This is a genomic window from Sphingobacterium endophyticum, assembly GCF_009733535.1.
Lineage (GTDB): Bacteria > Bacteroidota > Bacteroidia > Sphingobacteriales > Sphingobacteriaceae > Sphingobacterium > Sphingobacterium endophyticum.
Map to the genome: position 1 here is coordinate 37,553 of NZ_SMMI01000005.1, position 20,367 is coordinate 57,919.

The following is a 20,367-nucleotide window of genomic DNA, read 5'->3' on the forward strand; positions in this document are numbered from 1 at the left end:
TATTTTCCATAAATTAATGAGAAACATCTCAACCTAATCTTGAATTATGAAAATCCTAATAGTGATTCAAACTTTTATTCTCAGCATTTTTATCTTTTCAATGGCTAATGGACAGGTCATTAATTATGATGAATCAAAAGTCCCAGATTATACACTTCCGGAACTGTTAAAATCGAATAGTGGACAACAGATTAGCAATAAAAAACAATGGGAAACGATACGTAGACCGGAAATACTAGATTTATACAGTTCAGAAATGTATGGGAAAACATCGAATGAGCATATACCGGTGACATATGAACTATTGAGTGAAAATAAGGATTTCCTAAATGGTAAAGCCACGATGAGACAGGTTAAAATGTCCTTTTCAAAAAACGGAAAAACATTAAATACCCTCCTATTATTAATCTTACCCAATCATGTAAAGAAGAAAATTCCAGTTATAGTCGGATATAACTTTAAAGGCAACCATAGTACAATTGCGGATTCATCTATTCTTTATAGTGATAATTTCAAACTAGTCCGGAAGCCAAGCCACAACGATTGGATTCGAGGTATTCAGTCAAATCGTTGGGATTATGAACAAATTATTGGTCGAGGATATGGCATAGCAACGATGTGCTATCATGATATGTTTCCAGATGAGGAAGGTTTTAAGAATCAAAGTGCTGCGGCATTATTTTCGGATTATGAAGAAAGACAGAGTCAAGAGGACAATTGGGAGGCGATTGGAGTTTGGGCATGGGGATCCTCGAGAATAGTTGACTATTTAGAGACCATTAAAGAGGTTGATCAGAGTAAAATTGCTTTGTTAGGGCATTCTAGACAGGGGAAAGCGGCTCTATGGGCTGGAGCGCAGGATTTAAGATTCAGTTTGGTAATTTCTAATAATTCAGGAGAAGGTGGAGCTGCATTAGCAAAAAGGAAATTTGGAGAAACGATTGCGGTAGTCAGTAGCATCAAACCATTCTGGTTTGCGAAGTCACTTAATAAATATCACAACAAAGAAGAGGAAATGCCATTTGATCAACATATGTTAATTGCTTTAATTGCACCAAGACCAGTTTATGTTGCCAGTGCAGAGGAAGATCTTTGGGCTGATCCTAAAGGTGAATATCAGTCTGCCTATTTTGCAAGTCCGGTTTACCAACTTTACAGAAAGAAAGGATTAATGAATGAATCTCCTCCAGGTATTCATCAACCTATTTACAATGATATTGGATATCATATACGAGCAGGGATACATGACGTAAATTCATATGATTGGTACTGTTATTTAAATTTTGCTGACAAACACTTCAAATGATAAAACATAATGGATTATTAAAGATTTGAAAAACGGATTGTATCGCAGATCAATCAAGAGTTACCCTCAGGTAACTAGGTTACCAAAGGGTAACTAACTGACAAATAGACCAGTTTGGTGTGCCATTTGTTATCTTATTATAAATTAAATTTAAACATTATGAAAGTTAAAAATATTACAAAAGTAGTTGGTCCAATGCCAATCCGTGATCCATATATTTTGGGAGCTTACCATTACGACCAATATCCAAAAGGAAATGGCCAAATGGGGCCCGACCCTTCTCTACTAAAAGGCAAAAACCTTGGAAATGATTTTGATCGTGAGGCTAAATGGCGTATGTACCATGGGGAAACAATTCCTGGCTTCCCACACCATCCACATCGAGGTTTTGAAATTGTGACTATTGTTGAGGAAGGATTTGCTGACCACTTTGACTCAAAAGGTTCAAAAGGACGTTACGGTAATGGAGATGTTCAATTGATGAGTGCAGGATCAGGTGTTTTACACGGAGAAATGTTTCCGTTATTGGACGATGAAAATGACAACCCATTCCGTTTATTTCAAATTTGGTTAAACCTACCTTCTCAAAGTAAATTCACGGAACCAGATTATAAAATGTTGTGGAATGAAAAGATTCCAAGGGGTCAATTTAAGGATGAAAATGGAGCAAATATCAACCTAAAGGTTATTTTAGGAGAATATTATGGAATAAAAGGACAGGAAGCATTAGAAAATTCTTGGGCAATAGACCCATCGCATCATGTAGGAATTGCTTTGGTTGAATTAGATCCTGGAGCAAAATTTACGCTTAAGCCGGTATCTAAAACCATGAATAGATTTGTATTCTTTTATGATGGTACCTCCACTATTTCAGTAGATAGCCATACAATGCAGGAGCGATTTATTGCTGACCTTTCTGGAGATGAGGAAATCGTTATTACGAATGCTGATCAAAAGGCTAAGATTTTAATATTGGAAGGAGAACCTATCAATGAGCCAGTATTTGCATACGGACCTTTTGTTATGAGTTCCGAGAAAGAGCTTCAAGAAGCCTTTAATGATTATCGTAGGACTCAATTTGGGGGCTGGCCTTGGGGAGATCAAGAAACAGACCTAGTTAATCCTAAAGATTCAGGTAGGTTTGCTAGTTACAATTTTGATAAGGAAATCGATAAACCTTAATCATTAAGGACAGAATAATTCTATACATAAATGAAAAGGACCTAGCGCATTAGGTCCTTTTCATATTTATAGAGTACCTAACTCATTTAGAGCATTATATCGATAATTAGGTAATCAAATAAATCCGTAACAATTATATCTTAACAATAAAATAATATGTTCATTCTGCTTTAAAACTCTTTTTAAAGGTTTAAATTAGTTTTACCTAAACAAATAAACCATGGATAATAGAAGAGAATTCTTGCGGAAAGTCATCATGCTTTCAGGAGCTACAGGGGTGGTCAATGTACTTCCATCCTCGATACAAAGGGCAATGGCAATAGATCCAGAACCTGGAAGCACCTATTTAGATGCAGAGCATATTGTTATTCTAATGCAGGAAAACCGATCATTTGACCATGCATTTGGCACCTTGTCGGGAGTTCGAGGATTCAATGACCCAAGGGCGGTCCTACTTCCGAATAAAATGCCAGTTTGGTTTCAAACAGACCTCAACGGGAAGACTTATGCCCCGTTTCGATTAAATATTAAAGACAGCAAGAGTACTTGGACGGGAGACCTTCCGCATTCACGTGCAAGTCAGGTGGATGCTTATCATTTTGGAAAATACGACAATTGGCTTCCTTCCAAAAGGTCTGGAAATAAGAAATACGCGGAAATGCCTTTAACCTTAGGACATTATTCACGCGAAGATTTATCTTTTAATTATGCAATGGCTGATGCCTTTACGATTTGTGATCAGAACTTTTGTTCAGCTATGACGAGTACCACACCGAATCGTTCATTTTTCTGGACCGGCAAGATCATGAGTGAAGAAGATAATCTGCAAAAGGCAAACATCCGCAATGAAGATTATTCTTATGGAAAACAGAAATGGAAGACATTTCCAGAACTTTTAGAGGACAATGGAATTAGCTGGGGTTTCTATCAAAATGAGCTGAGTTCTGGCGGAGGATTCCAAGGCGAAGAGCGTTCTTGGTTAAGTAATTTTGGATGTAACCTTTTGGAATTCTTTGAGGTTTACCAAGTTAAATTTCGAGATCGGTATATCGAGAGTTTACAAACTCGCATAGAAACATTACCTGGTGAAATCAATAAACTTCAAGAAGAAAGTCCTTCTAGTGAAGATCGTGCAAAAAAAGTTCAGGCAAGTATTAGAGATAAGCAGAAAGCATTGGATGATGCACATGCAGAAATAGCAAAATGGGATAAGGTTAATTTTGAAAAGCTAAGTGCCAAGCAGAAAAGCCTTTACAAACGTGCCTTTATCACAAATGAAGGCGATGTTGATTATCGTACTTTAGATAAACTAACCTATAAAGACAAGGATACCGATCGTGAACTAGCTGTTCCAAAGGGCAATTTATTTTATCAATTTCAAGAGGATGTAAAATCAGGAAAACTTCCAACTGTATCCTGGTTAGCAGGTCCCCAGAATTTTTCGGACCATCCAAGCGCCCCATGGTATGGTGCATGGTATGTTTCGGAGATCTTAGATATACTGACTAAGAATCCAGAAGTCTGGAAGAAAACAATTTTTATTGTTACCTATGATGAGAATGATGGTTATTATGATCATATACCTCCATTCAGCATTCCTGATAATAATAAACCTGAAACAGGAAAAGTATCGAATGGTATTGATACAGAAATAGAAATTGTCCGTCTCGCCAATGAGATTAAACAAGGTGTTCCAGAAAAACAAGCTCGTGAAGGTGCAGTAGGTCTAGGATTTCGTGTTCCAATGATTATAGCATCACCTTGGAGCCGTGGAGGAAAGGTTTGTTCTCAATTATTTGATCATACCTCAACCCTACAGTTTTTGGAAACTTTTGTAAATCAAAAATATAAAAAGAACATTCATTTAAGTAATATCAGTGCCTGGAGAAGAACTATTTGTGGAGATTTGACGTCTGCTTTTTCACCCTTTCAACCAAAAGAAGAACAGATTAAATTTATCGAACGGAATCCTTTTCTCGAAACTATTTATAGTGCAAAGTTCAAGGAAGATCCGGGGAATTTCAAGGAGTTGAGTGAACAGCAAATCTTTGAAGCAAAGAAAACGGGGGATTATTCTAAATTAATGTCGCAGCAAGAAATTGGCAAAAGGGTTTCTACTGCGTTGCCTTATGAATTAAATGTAAGCGGCAATTTGATTAATAAAAGTAAATTTAGACTTTCCATGAAAGCAGGAAATGCAATTTTTGGAAAAAAATCTGCAGGTTCAGCATTTACAGTTTATGCGCCAGAGAACTATAAAGTAAATTCTGAGAATGTGGAAGTCTGTAAGAATTGGTCTTTTGCTGTTAAAGCAGGTGACGAAATTCAATATGAATGGCCGATAGAAGCATTCGATCATGGAAAGTATTTGTTGCATTTATATGGACCAAATGGATTTTACAGGGAGTTTTCAGGTCCAGAAGCAGATCCAAACATTCAAATAAGTTTGCAGGCGTCTGTAAAAAAAGTTACAAAACTACCTACTGGAAACATCGAAGTTAATATTCGAAATTCAGGAAATAAACCTATCAAAATAAAGATTACCGACAAAAGTTATAAAAAAGGAGAACTATTCAACAAAGAAATTCTTGCAAATTCGTCACAAACTATAGTGATTGATTTAGTTAGTAGTTTCGGATGGTATGATTTTAAGGTTAGTAGTGATTCAGATCAAAATTTTTACCAACGATTTGCCGGAAGAATAGAAACAGGAAAAGAAAGTTTTACAGATCCATTAATTAATAGAGATTAAATTTTTAACGGTTAGAAAAAATTTGAACATAAATTAAAAAATGTTTATATTAAGTGTTATGTAGATAATCTTTTCGGACAATATCACATAATAATCACAACACTTACTATTAAATATTCATCTAAAATTTAATTTATGAGAACTAACCCACTAAATGCAATTAACAAAATCTTGGTCATTGCGGTAATGATTTTCGGAATGATCTCTTGCTCCAAGGACAAGGATAATTCCAATCCAGATGTTGAAACCCATGATGAAGTCACCTACAAAGGGACCAGTTATCCAATAAACGCTGGAGGTTATGATGACTTAGGGTATGATGAAGGGTTTAGCAATACCGAATTATATCTTTTTAACATTAAATCGGATAGCGATCCACTGATTCCAGTATATATTTATTTGGATCTATTTTCTCCTGAAAAAGAGTTTAAAGGAGGTACTTTTAAATATGTTAAAGGGGAAGAAAATGTAGAAGGGAAATACTTTTTAAATGATGCTATCTTTATCCGGAATATGAATATTGATACGAATAAAGCTGATGAGGTTGTTGAGATAACAGATGGAACAGTGAAAGTATCAAGGGATGGTGAAAACTTCAAAGTAGAGTTTGATTTAGTTTCAAAAGGGAATGAAGCGATTAAAGGTAGCTACGGAGGTGTATTCAGAAAAGTAAGCGATAATGCCGCTAAGGCAAAAAACAAATTATATAATCAGATAAAAAAGAGATAATTATTGTCTTAAATATTTAAAAAAATTTACCCTATGAAAGTACTCTTTCGAGATCTATCTTTTCATAGGGTATTATTTTGATTTTATTTTTAATGATATCGATAATTGCAGAGAATATTAGACCTTAAACGTATCAATTACAATAGGTAATAAATTAAAATACAGAGAAATTTTTGCTTAAAAAATGTGTATATACGTTTAAACATCTTACCTTTGAAAGCTATCAAAGCAGTCTAATATGAAAATCAAATCGGCATTATTATTTGCATTACTATTATTTTTCAGTTCTAACCAAATGTTTGTTTTCGCACAGAATAGCGAATTAAATTCTGATGAATTATTCCAGCGTGCAAGAACACAAGCATTTGAGCACAAAAACTATCCTGCTGCTGTAGAGCTGTCGACAACTGCATTGATTAAAAGTCCGGATTACACAGATATCAGTATATTTTTAGGGAGACTTTATACATGGATGGATAAGGTTGATTCTGCTAGAATGGTATTTAAATCCTTAGAAGCAAAAAAGGTAAAAGATTCGGATTTTTATTTTGCCTACGGATCATTAGAATATTGGGAAGATAGTTATCCTGAAGCATTAAGGATAGTTGACCAAGGTTTAGCTATCGATGATAAGTCTGTGGATTTATTGATATTAAAAGCTAAAATTCAAGCTTCGACAAAAGAATTTAGCGGTGCTAAAAACACATTAGATGAAGTTTTATCTATTGATCCTCAAAATTCAGATGCGAGAAAATTACAGGTTTCGATAAAAGATCAGGTTGCCATAAATGAGGTTGGAATAAACTATAATTGGATGTACTTTGACAAACAATTTGATGATAATTGGCATATTGTAGGGCTTCAATATAAAAGAGGAACTAGCATTGGTTCTTTTATTTTCAGAACAAATTTTGCAAACAAGTTTGGCAGCAATGGTACACAGTTTGAGTTGGAGGCATACCCTCGCCTATCGAAAATTTTCTATATGTATTTAGGGGCAGGCTATTCAAACAACAATGGTATATTTCCGAAATTTAGATCCGGTGCATCCTTATATGCAAACCTACCGGCTAGTTTTGAGGCTGAAATCGGTTATCGTCAATTAAGGTTCACCGAAAATATTTGGATGTATACAGCTTCTGTCGGCAAATATTATAAAAACTTCTGGTTTAATGCTCGCACCTATTTAACTCCGGGTGATCAAAATATTTCACAGTCCTATGCTGCAACGATAAGATACTACACTAAAGGTTCCGATGACTATTTAGGATTTATTGTCGGATCAGGATTTAGTCCAGAGGAAAACCGTGAAAATCTATGGGATGATGCAACCTACCAACTTAAAACATTTAAAACAGGTTTGGATTATAATTTCTCAGTTAAATCTAAAAATATCTTCTCCATAACTGGAACATATTATAACGTAGAATACAAACCTGAGGTAAGAGATAATCAACTTGATATTAGTATTGGTTATCGAAGAAGATTCTAAGGTTTGTCAGCAAAGTATGACCTATATATTGAATCTGGTAATAATTTTAGATCAGATGCAAATTTTTTGTTCAGTTTCTTAAACGTATTGAAATCTTCAATTGCAGTATTTGAACTTTGGTTATTATTTGATTCATCTTCCTCCAATCTATTGTTAAGGACAAAAGATTTATTTTCATTGATATGGATTTTTCCTTGAACAAAATCAATTAACTGTGATTTACTTTGCATCATTGGAGCGCCCCAAGCATTTTTATCAGCTCCAATATCCAAACCTTTTCCAAGCCAAGTGACTTTTTCAGGAATATTCATATTATAATTTGCTTTATAAAAAGCAAGTATGGTTGGAGCAATGTCAAAATGGCTTACAATATTGTTAAACTTCTGATGCTTTTTTAATAATGGAGAATATATTATTAGAGGAACATGGTATCTGTCGATTTTATTTTGAAGAGGAATTTCAGGCATACTATGATCACCAGTAATAATAAAAATAGTCTCATCAAAATCTTCTCTTTTCTGATATTTTTCGAAGAATTCCCTCAAGGCATCGTCCAAATTCAATACTGAAATAAGTTGTTTCTTATTACTTATAGCAAAATCCTTTTGAGTTTTTGTCATTTTTTGGGTACTCAAATTACTTTCAAACATTTTTGCATATTTAGGTTCATTGTTAATTAAAAATGGATTATGTGTAGACAGTGTCAATGCAATATTAAAGTAAGGATTGGAACCATCCACTGGGTATTTTGCCAGTTGATCAAAAACTGCTTGATCCTCATAGCCCCAACTTTCGCCTGAATTACTGGGTAATTTTTGATAGGTATTAGGGAAATTTGACTGATCCAATATTTCATTTATCTTATTGAATGTCAAATATTTTTTCATAAAATCAAATTCAGCATCTCCACCATAATAAAAGCCGGTTTTAAATGAATTTTTTGCTAGGATATTGATAAGATTAAAATGGTTGGGGTAAACTTTCAATTCTAAAAATCCTGAATTTGCAAAAGGTAGTGAACCTAGAATCGTTGGCAATACAGAAAATGTTCTTCCGGAAGAACTTAGATTATTTTCCCATACCAAAGAACGAGTTTTTAAATTGGATAAAAATGGAGTAAAATCGCCAATGTATCCTGTAGGATTGGAATATGCTGCTCCTAAGCCTTCCACAATTATTAAAACTAGATTTGGTGTTTTTTTACTATAGTTAAAATATGGTCCTAGAAAGTCCTTGGTTTGATCTTCGACTAAAAATGGATATTCGGAAGTAATTTTTGCATAAGCCTGATTGTTTGAATTAATAGATAATTGGTCTTCCCAATTATTTAATACCATTTCAGAATTACTTTTTACAAAGTATCCAATTTTACTCCGTTCTGTGGTTTCTAAAAAATCATTGGCTCCAGCGCTTTTGAATTCCCCAAATAAAGATAATATGGATATGGAGAGGATAGAAAGTATAAGGATAAAGCTTACCAGTTTTATCGAAAAACTTTTCTTCCACCAAAACCACCTGATTAAGAAGTACAAACCAAAGAAAGAGACTAATAGCAAAAATATATTTATTAAACTTAATACACCGCTTGCCTGAAGGATATTCTTAAATTCTTCAAACGAATAAAAGAATAAATCAGGACCTAATAAATTTTTTGATTCAGAAAAATAAAAGGCTAATAACAATTGAGCTAGTAAAACGGTGGCAATAGTTAAGAGAATGAATGACTTCGACAAGGTTCTACTGAAAAGGTTCAATAAGGAGTAAATAATTATGATGATGAAAAGTAGTGAAAAACCGTAAAGCAGGTTATTTGCTAACAATACCAAAAAAGAAACTATATTACTAAACTGTTGGATAGAGTTTGAATAAATTAAATACTCCACAACAGTAAATATCGAAATCAGAAGAATAAATATAAGTGCAATTGAGCTAAGTTCTTTCAATATAAATTTTAGATATCGAAGAGCTTTTTCCTTGAAATTTTCATCAGCTTCTTGGGAAAAACCTTTTCTGGCCATGTCTCCCCAGGCTTTTTTCTTGCCAAAAAAATCCTTTATTCCATTAATTCCTGACCAAGTAACCAATGGATGGAAATAAAATGGCTCCAGGATAGCAGTTACAATTAATTTAGTTAAATCCTTTCGTTTGGAGTAGACTTGGTGGCTTAATAAGTCTACGAAAATGGCATAAATAGAATATAAGACGCTGGAGAAAACGACTAAGGTAAACAGAGATAAAAAGAAGGTCCCGTTTAACAGCCCCATAAAAAGGAATAACCAGAAAATCACATAACCTGAAAACTCTACTAATGGTCCTAGAAACTCAAAAAAGAACCAATATGGTAAACTAATCATTCCTAACTTCCCATATTTGGGGTTAAACATTAATTTACGATGTTTCCATAAAGTTTCCATCGTACCTCTCATCCATCGATTTCTCTGTTTTTTCAGGATTTCTTTATCTTCGGGAACTTCTGTCCAGCAAAGTGGATCCGGAATATTAATGACTTGATGAGGGAGATTATTCTCGATCATATATCTTCGCATTCTGACCACAAGTTCCATATCCTCACCTACTGTTTTATGGTCATAGCCAGCACATGCGAGTACAATTTCTTTATCGAAGGCTCCAAAAGCTCCTGAAATTAAGATCAACCCACTTGCTCTAGACCATGCCATCCTTCCCAAAACAAATGCACGGATATATTCTAATGCCTGACTCCTCCCTATCCAACTTTTAGGCAGGTTAACCTCCAAAACCTTTCCATTTTCAACTACACAATTATTTGCTAAACGAATAGCACCACCACATGCAATCAATCTCTTATCCGTTTGCTCCATGAATGGTTTTGCAAGTTTTAATATGGCATCCTGCTCAATAATACAATCAACATCAATACAAACGATATAATCACTTTTGGAGATATTGATACCTACATTTAATGCATCGGCTTTGCCTCCATTTTTCTTATCAACAACAATTAATTTTTTAAATGCCGGGTTCTTGCTTTTATAAACTTGGATTACCTCTTGAGTAGGTAAGTTTCCGGGTATGATATATGAAACTTTTTCTAACTGGTAAGCTTCAACTAACCTTTCAATTGAATCATCCTTTGACCCATCATTCACAATAATAATCTCCAGCTTATGATAATATAAAGACAGTAAAGACCTAACATTTTCAACTATTGTTTTTCCTTCATTGTAAGCTGGAGCGATCAAGCTGAAACTTGGAGCATTAGGGTTAGAAGCTATTATAGAATAATCAGTAAAAATATTTCCATGTTTATAACGTAAAACGGCACCATAAGAAAATAGAGCAATCCAGGTATATACACTGAAAATACCCATGGAATACAAAAAGAATAACCATAAAATAATATGATAGATGATTTTAGTAGTTTCCATTATATTTTTCTTTGCAAAGCATGGTTTAATACTAACACAGTAGGATCTTGTGGTTGTAAAGTGTCGCTTAAATTGATTAAATAATTTACTTCAACTAGGTTGTACAATGCTTCAGCAGCAAATACTTTTATTTGTTTATTTGGATTATTTAATAACTGGTCCTTTAGAAAATTCAATTGGTCATAAGCACGGTTATGTCCAAATCCCTCAATCACTTCTTGTTGACTTTTCTCAGTTAACTTGGAAAACTCATTAACCAATAAATCGAAAGTCTGGTCAGTTTCGATCACAAATAATGTTTTGATGATCTCTGTTTGAATACGATCCTTATGCAAGGGTAGCATTTTCATTAATTTTGGATGCAATTCAAAGATTTGGAATTTACGGATCATTTTAAGTACGAAAATAATCACTGAAGGATTTGAGGAATCCAGCCATTCACTCAATTTATCCGAGGAATTTTGAGGGTATGATTTGATGGAATTTAAGATTCTCAATTGTTGCCAATCTGACAGCTTTAGTTGGAGTTGATTTAAGAATGCGAGTCCATTAAATCCATCAAACTGAACCATTGCATACTGTACTTCATGAAGAACTAGTTCATTTTTGTATTGTTGAAAATTTAAAATGGTTGGATAAGCACTGTTGACTTTCATGATTGTTAATGCCTGAATCCCACGGGCAATTAGATGTGCTTTTGAACTATTTAGTAAACGAAATGACTCCTCGTCTAAATTATATTGATGGAACACAGCTTGTAGTACATTACTTGCTACACCCGAGAACTTTCGTTCAGAAGATATCAATTGGTTTAGGAAAAATCTCCTAAACCCGGCATATCTAGAAAGTTCCACTAATTCATGCTGTAAAGGAATATTGGTGATATTATTCTCTACTATGGCCTCCATGAGGAAACTATCCAATTTATTTTTCCACTGCTGTCGATTTGCTTCGAGTTTATATTCCCGAAAGGAATAAATCAACAGACCCAAAATAAATATGAATACAAGGATCAGGATGACGAGTATACTTAAGTTTAAATCATGAAGGGTCAATGCCTTTTCCATTGGCTTATTTTATTTTCAACAGACGATTAATCCTGATGATTAATTCATTTGGACTAAAGGGTTTAATCATAAAATCTGAGGCTCCTAAATCAAAAGCTTCCAAAACAATTTCTTCCTGCCCCATGCTGGAAAGCATTAATACTGGTATTTCTTTTTTCAAGGCCTTTAATTCGGCAAGAATCTCAATTCCAGATGCAAATGGCATCATAATGTCACTAATTATTAAATCGAAGTTTTCTTTTTTCAACAATTCAATTGCTTCAAGTCCATTTCGGGTTAAAGTGACTGAGAATCCTTCTTTTTTTAGTTTATGCTCAATAGTTTTGAGGATTAATTCATCGTCTTCGGCTAATAACGCAATCATATCTACTCCTTTATATCAATTAATAGTTTAAGTAAAATTTCAATTTCAGTGAATAATGATGGAATATCATTCCAAACATCGGAATGACCATCAATTTTATTTTCAAAATGAACTATCATCTTATTCAATTCAAGCAATCCAGCAGTACTTGAAGTCCCTTTTATTTTATGTAAAATCCTATTTAAGGAATCTGAATCTCGGTCATTCAAGACCTGATTTAGGTCCACTTCCAATAACTGTAGTTCATTGATTATCAAACCAAGGAATTCTTGTTTAAAAATGGAGTCATTATCAGTAACCTCTTCAATTTTATTAAAATCAATATGCTGAATTTGGGGTTCATCAAATGTTGAATTAAACAGAGAATTTGAAAGGGATTTATGGACAACATTTTTAAACTCTTCCGTTTTAATTGGTTTTGTTAGAAAATCAGAGACTCCTACTTGTAAACATCTTTCCCTTTCTCCCACTACATTACCTGCAGTAATTCCTACTATTGGAATTTGACCATAACCATCAAGTTGCCTTATTTTCTTAGTTGCCTCTAATCCATCCATGACTGGCATTTGGATATCCATAAGGATTAGGTCAAATTGTTTACGTGCGCATTCTTCAAGAGCTTTTAATCCATTTTCCACTGACACTGTACTACAATTAGGTAGAATGCTTTCAATAAGCCTTAAATTTAGCGCCATATTAACGGGATTGTCATCTGCTAGGAGAACCTTAAAATCAACATTGAACAAATTCGTAGGTAAAGTCTTTTCTTCCTGGTCTTTCGCAATATTCTTTGTTATAGGAGTTGCAATTGAATTACTTAAAACACGATATAAATCCTCAGAGATTATTGGTTTGGGAAGGATATATGAATTTGGTTCAATACGAAAGGCTCCAATATGATCTTGATCGTCTGATGAAGTATGAAGTACAAGGATTGGTAATTGTTCTTCATTTTGAGCATAGATGCTTTTAATTTTCTCTATAGTTTCCAAACCATTAAGGATCGGCATTCTATAATCCATTAATATTGCGTCATAACGCTCACCTCTTGCTATCAATTGTAAGGCTTCAAACCCATTAGAAACATTTTTGGTCTGAACGTTTTTATAATTGAGCATATGATCCAAAATCATTCGATTAGATGCATTATCATCTACAATTAATGCTGTTTTAATATTCAACTCCTTTTCTTGCTCCACAGTGGTTTCAAATGGAACAGTTATATCAAATGAGAATTCGGAACCGATTCCTACAGTGCTCTTAAGAACAAGTTCAGACTTCATGTATTTAAGAATATTATTTGAGATGGTCAGTCCAAGTCCAGTACCACCAAATCTTTTACTCACAGAGCTATCTTCCTGCATAAAAGCATCAAAAATTCGCTGCTGTTTTTCTTCAGGAATCCCTATACCTGTATCCCTCACTGTAAATCGAAGACTTACTTCATCATTATTTAAATCGACTTGTTCTACTCTTAATTCGATTTCCCCGGAATCAGTAAATTTAATGGCATTTCCGAGCAGGTTTATCAAGACTTGTTTTATTCTAGATTCATCAATAAAAATATAAGGTGGCAGTCCTTGCTCAATATTTAGAAGAAGTTCAACACCTTTTTTCTGGGCTTGATAAATTATGACATGTATCACTTGGTTGACAAGCTCATAAATATTAAAACGATCAATATAGAACTCTAACTTACCAGATTCAATTTTGGAGAAATCTAGGATATCATTGATGATGGAAAGGAGGTTATTCCCTGATTCATTGACATATTTTAAATATTGTTTTTGAAGTTCATTTAAAGGTGTTTTAAGGAGTAAATCTGAAAAGCCTATCACACCATTTAAAGGAGTACGAATTTCATGACTCATATTCGCTAGAAACTCGGATTTTGCTTTACTCGCGAAATCTGCTAATTTCTTGGCATTTTTAAGTTCTTCATTGATTTTAACCTGATCGGAAATATTTTGGGAGAAAATGATAATTCCTCCAATAGATTGGTCTGAAAATTTCCAAGGGCGAACTTCCCAATTATAATGCTGTTCAAACTCTTGATTACCTGACCTAACTATTTCATTTGCATTTTTATATGATTTTCCTTGTAAGGCTTCTAGATAAATATCCCTTCTATTCTGAGGGACATTCGGAAAAACATCATAGATATTGGTATCATTGGTAATTTCCGTTTCTGGATGAAATTCTTCTCGCCACTGTTCACTAATGGTTATATAGTTTAAATTATTATCAAACATCGCTACACTTGCTGGCACATGCTTAACGAAAGTTTGAAGGATAGCTTCCTTTAATTCAAGGTCTACAAAAATTTCTTTGCTTTGGTCAATGTCCTGAATAATTCCAAAAATACGATTACATTGACCATCAACCACTTCAGGAATTCCTTTAATTCGAACCCAGATTTCTTCAGAATCTGGTCTGCGTAATTTTATTTCAAAATCATAGGATTTGCCTGTTTTTATGGCTTCTAGGAAAGTTTGTTCTATATTACCTTTATCTTCCTCATCATAGAAGGAAAACACATTATTTAAATTTGGTTGAAAATCTAATGGTACACCGTGTATTAACTTTGTTGAGTCTGACCATTTTACCTCATTCTTGACTAAATCAACTTCCCATCCCCCTACTTGCGCAACTAGATTTGTCTGTTCTAAGACCTGTTTTGTATTGAGCAAATCCTTTTCCAGAAGTATACGTTCTGATAAGTTTAAAGCAGTACTTACGACATATTTCTTTCCGTTGACATCTTCTTCGAGAATATTATTATATAACCAATAAATCCACTCTCCATTTTTATGCTTCATAACCATCATCCCACTATCCTCCCCTAGATTGCTAATTCTATTGAGGTAGGGTTCGATTAAACTTTTATTTTCTTCGGGAACTAGATCCAATAAATTCAGATGTGGCACCTCATCTTTATTATATCCAAGGGTTTTTCTTCCTTTATCATTTACTTCAAGGATATTTCCATGAAGGTCATGCATACTCATAAGCCCAATACCATTTTCAAAGAAATTTCTAAATTTCCTTTCAGATATTTCGAGTTTTAATTTTTCTGCATTTTCCTTGGTAATATTTCTCCCGAAAGCAAAGATTTCTTTATTGTCAGAATCTAACTTAAGATGCCAATCAATGGTTACATTGGTTTCACCATCCAATAAAGTTTGAGTTTGTACTTGAATATGTTTTTCTCCATTTTTAATGGATCTAAATTTTGTTTGAATATTTGAGTCATGTACTTGAAGTATATCTAATAAATTCAGTCCAGAAAATTCTTTTACTGGCACTTGCATTAATGCTGCAAAAGCAGGATTTACTTCCTTAATTGTAAAATCATCATTCAATACACAAATCATATTTTGAGTTACTGAAAGTATATCTCTAAAATATGTGGCTTGATTCAATTTCCGTTTTGCAAGCAGAACCGCAACGATGGCTTTTGCCAATTTTTGGAGTTCATCTAACTGTTCTGTATTTAGATTTTTTGGGATATAATCAATAACACACAGTGTACCTAAAGCAATACCACGATCATCTAAGAGAGGAACACCAGCATAAAATCTAATATGACCAGCCTGAACTAAGGGATTAAGGGCAGTTCTTTCATCTTGAAAAGTATCCTCAATCATGAGTGGATTTTCACTTAATAAAGTATATTGGCAAACTGTGTTTTTTCTTTCTACAGTTTCTAATTCAATACCGAAACAACTTTGGATTCTTTGAATATCCTGTTCCATGATTGCAATAATTGAGCTTGGGCAATTACAAATACGACAAGCTATTTCTGCAAACACATCTAATTCAGGCATCTTTCCTAATCCAATTAAGCCAAAGGAATAAAGATTGTCTAGCCTCTCCGACTCATTTTCCGGAACCACAGGGATATTCATAGATAATTTTCTGGTAGATTAATACATTCCGAATATAGGAATATCTAAGCTCATAACATGTTATCACATTAATTAAAACCAAAAATTTACCGTTTAGTTCTAAAATTTTTTTATGATTATAAAAATAATTAACCAAATTAAAAGACAATCAAATAAAATATTTCGTTAAGAGTGAAATATACTCATCAAAAGCATTAAAAATGTTTTTGTAATTCCATATGTAGCTGAGCCTCTACAACTTAATGTCAATGAATATTTAGATAATAAAAAATTATTCTTTTAATAAATTTATCTCCTATTTAAATTGAATAATCAACAAGAATTATTCAGTCGAAAAGGCAAAAAAAAAGCATGGATCGAAATGATCCATGCTTTAAATTTTATATAGTTTATTCTATTTATGCGATAAAATCCATTTTACCATTTCATTTAAATCTTCATCCTTAATATTTGGATGGGCAGCCATAGCTACTTCCCCCCAAACACCACTTCCACCATTTTTGATTTTCTTAACCAAGATGGCTTGAGCATCTTTATTATCCTTGTAGTGTTTCGCAACTTCTACGTAAGAAGGACCAACCGATTTTTTATCTATAGCATGACATGATTTACAATCAGACGCTTCAATTAAGCTTTCACCTTTAGGTTTTGCTGGTCCTTGTTGATGTCCCATAGGTCCTGCAGCTCCATTTTCAGCGGCTATATTTTTATCAGTTTTTGAATTGCTATTTGTAGGAGTAAAATCGATTCTTGAAATGGCTGCATCTGGATTTTGAGTAAACCATCCTGAGCCATACTCCAAAACATAAATCTTACCGTCAGGACCAACCTCCATATCAATAGGGCTATTGAATTTCGTGCCTGCCATAAAAGGCTCCATCTTGTCGAAATCACCATTTGGCAACATCGTTACGGCTTTAATCCAACCACGGATCCAGTCATAGATAATTAATTTACCATCATAATAATCAGGATATCTAGTTTCTTGTGGGAATAGGTCTGAATAATAAATTGGACCCGCCATTGCATTTCTACCACCTGATCCAACTTGAGGAAAATCAGGAGAATCACCATACGGATACCAAATAAAGGCTGGATTAGCTTCTGGTAATTCAGTCAATCCTGTATTATTGCGAGAATCATTAATTGGCTTTTTAGGATCATAAGCATTTCCAGAAACGCCAGTTTCATAATTGTAAGCATTATAAGCATAGTTATTTCCTACAAAATATGGCCAACCAAAAAATCCAGCTTTTCTTGCTTGGTTAACTTCATCATAACCTCTAGGACCTCGCCCAACAGAATCTTTATTGGCATCAGGACCAACTTCACCCCAATATAAAAACCCATTTTTCTTATCGATTGAAATTCTATATGGATTTCTATTTCCCATGACATAAATTTCAGGCTTAGTCTTTTCTTGACCTTTAGCAAATAAGTTTCCTGCAGGAATATCATAAGTACCATCTTCTTTAACAGTGATTCTTAGGATTTTTCCGCGTAAATCATTTGTATTTCCAGAAGCACGTGCTACATCATATTGTTCATGACCTTCTCTAGAGTCACGTGGAGAATATCCATTACTAACATACTTTTGGTTAGGTTCATCAAATGGCGTAGAATTATCACCTGTTGAAATAAATAAGGTCCTATCTTTTCCAAATGCTAATGATCCACCAGTATGACAGCAAATATCACGTTGAGAATAAAATTGTAAAACAACTTTTTCAGAAGCTAAATCAAGTTTATTATCCTTGAATACAAAGCGGGAAAGTCTATTGACAGAGGTATCTTTTGGGCTGTAAAATGCGTAAATAAAATTGTTTTTTGCAAAATCTGGATCGACAGTCAATCCCATAAATCCTTCTTCAGCATTTACATTAGGCACTTCTGTTTTATGATAAACATTCAATAAACCAACCTGCGATACTTTATTGGTTGCCTTATTAAATAGGAGCAATTCACCGCGGCGTTGAGCAACTAAAATATCTAGATTAGGAAGAATTGCCATTTCAGTTGGCTCGAAGAATTCTCCTTCTACCATGGTTACTTTTTTGAATTGATCCGCAGCAGGAACTTGTTTGGTTTTTGCTTTTTTATAATCCAACACATAGTTTTTACCTATTGCATATTCAATACCACCTAATATATGTTTTAAGAAATTAGATTCTGAATACTCAGCATCTTCATTACCTAAGCTTGTATAGAATGATCGACCACCATCAAATTCATGATACCATGCAACTGGTGTTTCTTGAACTTCATTTGGATTATCAAAAACTGCCTTATCTACAGTCATTAAAACTTTTACAGGTTCATATAACTTTTTAAATGTATACCATTCATCTGTAACCTCCCAAGTATCACCGATAGATTTAGTTGCTGGATGATTTTTGTCTGTAATTGTCAGGGTTGCTTTTTTGACAACAGGAGATGATCCAAAATATCCACCAACAAGTCTTCCGTACCAGCCCCAATCGATTTCAGAATCAGCTGCAGAGTGAATTCCCACGAAGCCCCCTCCTGCCTGAATATAACGTTCAAAATCTGCCTCTTGATAATTGTTTAACACATCTCCGGATGTATTTAAAAAGATGACAGCTGAATAGTTTTTCAATGAATCTTCTAGAAAAAGATCGGCATTTGAAGTAGTATCTACATCAAAATTGTTTTCTAGCCCTAATTTTTGGATTGCCTCATTACCTTTAGCAATTGAGGCATGATGAAAGCCTGAAGTTTTGCTGAAAACCAAAACCTTAGGTTTTCCAGAACGTTTTTGTTGACAAGAACTTACAACTGCCATTACTAGAAGCAGGAGAAGAAACTTGGTAAAACATTGTTTAATCATATTTGAGTTTATTAAATTTTTGTGTTTAGGTTTTGCTAATCCGTTTTACCAAATTAGCAAATGTTAGCAAAAAAACAAATATGCAATTATTTATTTCACTGCAAACAACATCACTAAAAATTTTACAACTCTTACTTTAATTTTAATTCAGCAATTAATTCTTTAGCTGCAGCTCTCCCTGCCCGATTTGCACCAATTGTTGAAGAAGAAGGTCCATATCCAGTTAAGTGAATTCTATGATCTTTTTCTACCTGAGTCGCCAATTGCCCTGACATTACTACTCCCCCCAATTCGTTTATGAGATTAAGTGGAGCCAAATGGTCTAAGGAATGTTTAAACCCAGTATTCCAAAAAATTACATCAGCATCGAGCGTAGTTCCATCTTCCCATTTTACACCCTTTTCAGTTATTTCTTGAAACATTGGTTTCCTTTCCAATATTCCATTTTTAAGCATCCCTTCAATAGCAGGAGTTATAGGCAATCCAGTAACAGAGACAACTGATTTAGGCGGCAATCCTTCTCGTACACGATCTTCTACCATTGCAACAGCTTCACGACCTAATTCAGGATTGAATTCGTAATGCCTGAAGTCAGGCGGTTTTCTAGTTACCCAAGTCGTTTCGGTGACTTTTGATATTTCCCCTAAAAGCTGAACAGCTGATATGCCTCCTCCAACAATAATGACATGTTTACCAATAAATTCTTTTGCGTTTTTATATTCTCCTGTGTGTAATTGTCTTCCTTTAAATTTCTCCCAACCTGGGTAATGGGGACAATTTGGTGTTTTCCATGTACCAGTTGCGTTTATTATTCCCCTTGCAGAAAATTGGACTCCATTTGTATGAATCAGGAATCGACCATTGCGTTCTGTTACTTCGACAACTCGAATTGGACGGATAATAGGTAGTTGATTTTCCTTTTCATATTTTTCATAATACTGAGGGATTGCTACATTCGCTTGAATTTCTGGATCATTTTTATTCACTGCCTCTTCAAAACTCATACCCGGCAAATCATTAATACCGTTGACATTACTCAGTGTCAAAGAATCCCAGCGATGCTGCCATGCTCCACCCGAACCAAATTCATCATCTAAAACAACAAATCCTTTTCCCGGCTCTATTCCTTCACGTTTTAAGTGATACGCTGCGGAAAGCCCTGCTTGCCCGGCGCCTATGACAACGATATCTACTTTATAATATACATCAAGGTTTCGTGCTTTCCTCTCAGTCTCATTAATTATAGCGTCCTTTTGTGGTTTCATGAAAATAGCTGAAATAAATATTTTTAATTGATAACCGTATAGCTTTG

11 protein-coding genes are annotated in these 20,367 nt (G+C 34.1%); 5 read left to right on the forward strand and 6 right to left on the reverse strand.

From position 1 onward, the window contains the following. The first annotated feature begins 46 nt into the window (after positions 1-46). The 5 genes from E0Y80_RS08185 to E0Y80_RS08205 all read left to right on the forward strand — a co-directional run bounded on the left by E0Y80_RS08185 (position 47) and on the right by E0Y80_RS08205 (position 7,461). Positions 47-1,306: a glucuronyl esterase domain-containing protein gene (locus E0Y80_RS08185; protein WP_197091521.1), complete on the forward strand. Its 1,260-nt coding sequence runs from the start codon at positions 47-49 to the stop codon at positions 1,304-1,306. A 159-nt stretch (positions 1,307-1,465) separates the two neighbouring features. After that, positions 1,466-2,488: a pirin family protein gene (locus E0Y80_RS08190; RefSeq protein ID WP_156307181.1), complete on the forward strand. Its 1,023-nt coding sequence runs from the start codon at positions 1,466-1,468 to the stop codon at positions 2,486-2,488. A gap of 220 nt (positions 2,489-2,708) precedes the next feature. Further along, the gene (locus E0Y80_RS08195) at positions 2,709-5,240 is read left to right on the forward strand and encodes a phosphocholine-specific phospholipase C (protein WP_156307182.1); all 2,532 of its coding nucleotides are present in this window, start codon (positions 2,709-2,711) and stop codon (positions 5,238-5,240) included. Positions 5,241-5,375: 135 nt separating this feature from the next. Beyond that, entirely contained in the window at positions 5,376-5,969 is a 594-nt protein-coding gene (locus E0Y80_RS08200) for a hypothetical protein (protein WP_156307183.1), read from the forward strand. Positions 5,970-6,207: 238 nt separating this feature from the next. Next, the gene (locus E0Y80_RS08205) at positions 6,208-7,461 is read left to right on the forward strand and encodes a YaiO family outer membrane beta-barrel protein (RefSeq protein ID WP_156307184.1); all 1,254 of its coding nucleotides are present in this window, start codon (positions 6,208-6,210) and stop codon (positions 7,459-7,461) included. Here the strand turns inward: E0Y80_RS08205 and E0Y80_RS08210 are convergent. From E0Y80_RS08210 to E0Y80_RS08235, 6 genes are all read right to left on the reverse strand, one after another. Further along, positions 7,458-10,868 (reverse strand): sulfatase-like hydrolase/transferase, encoded by a 3,411-nt coding sequence (locus E0Y80_RS08210; protein ID WP_156307185.1) that lies wholly within the window; start codon positions 10,866-10,868, stop codon positions 7,458-7,460. The two genes, E0Y80_RS08205 and E0Y80_RS08210, sit on opposite strands and share 4 nt — an antisense overlap. Next, positions 10,868-11,935, reverse strand: a complete 1,068-nt coding sequence (locus tag E0Y80_RS08215) for a hypothetical protein (protein ID WP_156307186.1) — start codon at positions 11,933-11,935, stop codon at positions 10,868-10,870. Before E0Y80_RS08215 ends, E0Y80_RS08210 begins: the two co-directional genes overlap by 1 nt. Positions 11,936-11,939: 4 nt before the next feature. Beyond that, positions 11,940-12,299, reverse strand: a complete 360-nt coding sequence (locus E0Y80_RS08220) for a response regulator transcription factor (RefSeq protein WP_156307187.1) — start codon at positions 12,297-12,299, stop codon at positions 11,940-11,942. A gap of 2 nt (positions 12,300-12,301) precedes the next feature. Beyond that, positions 12,302-16,207, reverse strand: a complete 3,906-nt coding sequence (locus E0Y80_RS08225; protein ID WP_156307188.1) for a response regulator — start codon at positions 16,205-16,207, stop codon at positions 12,302-12,304. 394 nt (positions 16,208-16,601) lie between these two features. Further along, positions 16,602-19,055 carry a ThuA domain-containing protein gene (locus E0Y80_RS08230; protein WP_156307189.1) on the reverse strand — a complete coding sequence of 818 codons (2,454 nt, stop codon included), beginning with the start codon at positions 19,053-19,055 and terminating at the stop codon, positions 16,602-16,604. A gap of 131 nt (positions 19,056-19,186) precedes the next feature. Next, on the reverse strand, positions 19,187-20,320 hold the full coding sequence (locus tag E0Y80_RS08235; RefSeq protein ID WP_156307190.1) for an NAD(P)-binding domain-containing protein: 1,134 nt from the start codon (positions 20,318-20,320) through the stop codon (positions 19,187-19,189). Positions 20,321-20,367: the final 47 nt, after the last annotated feature.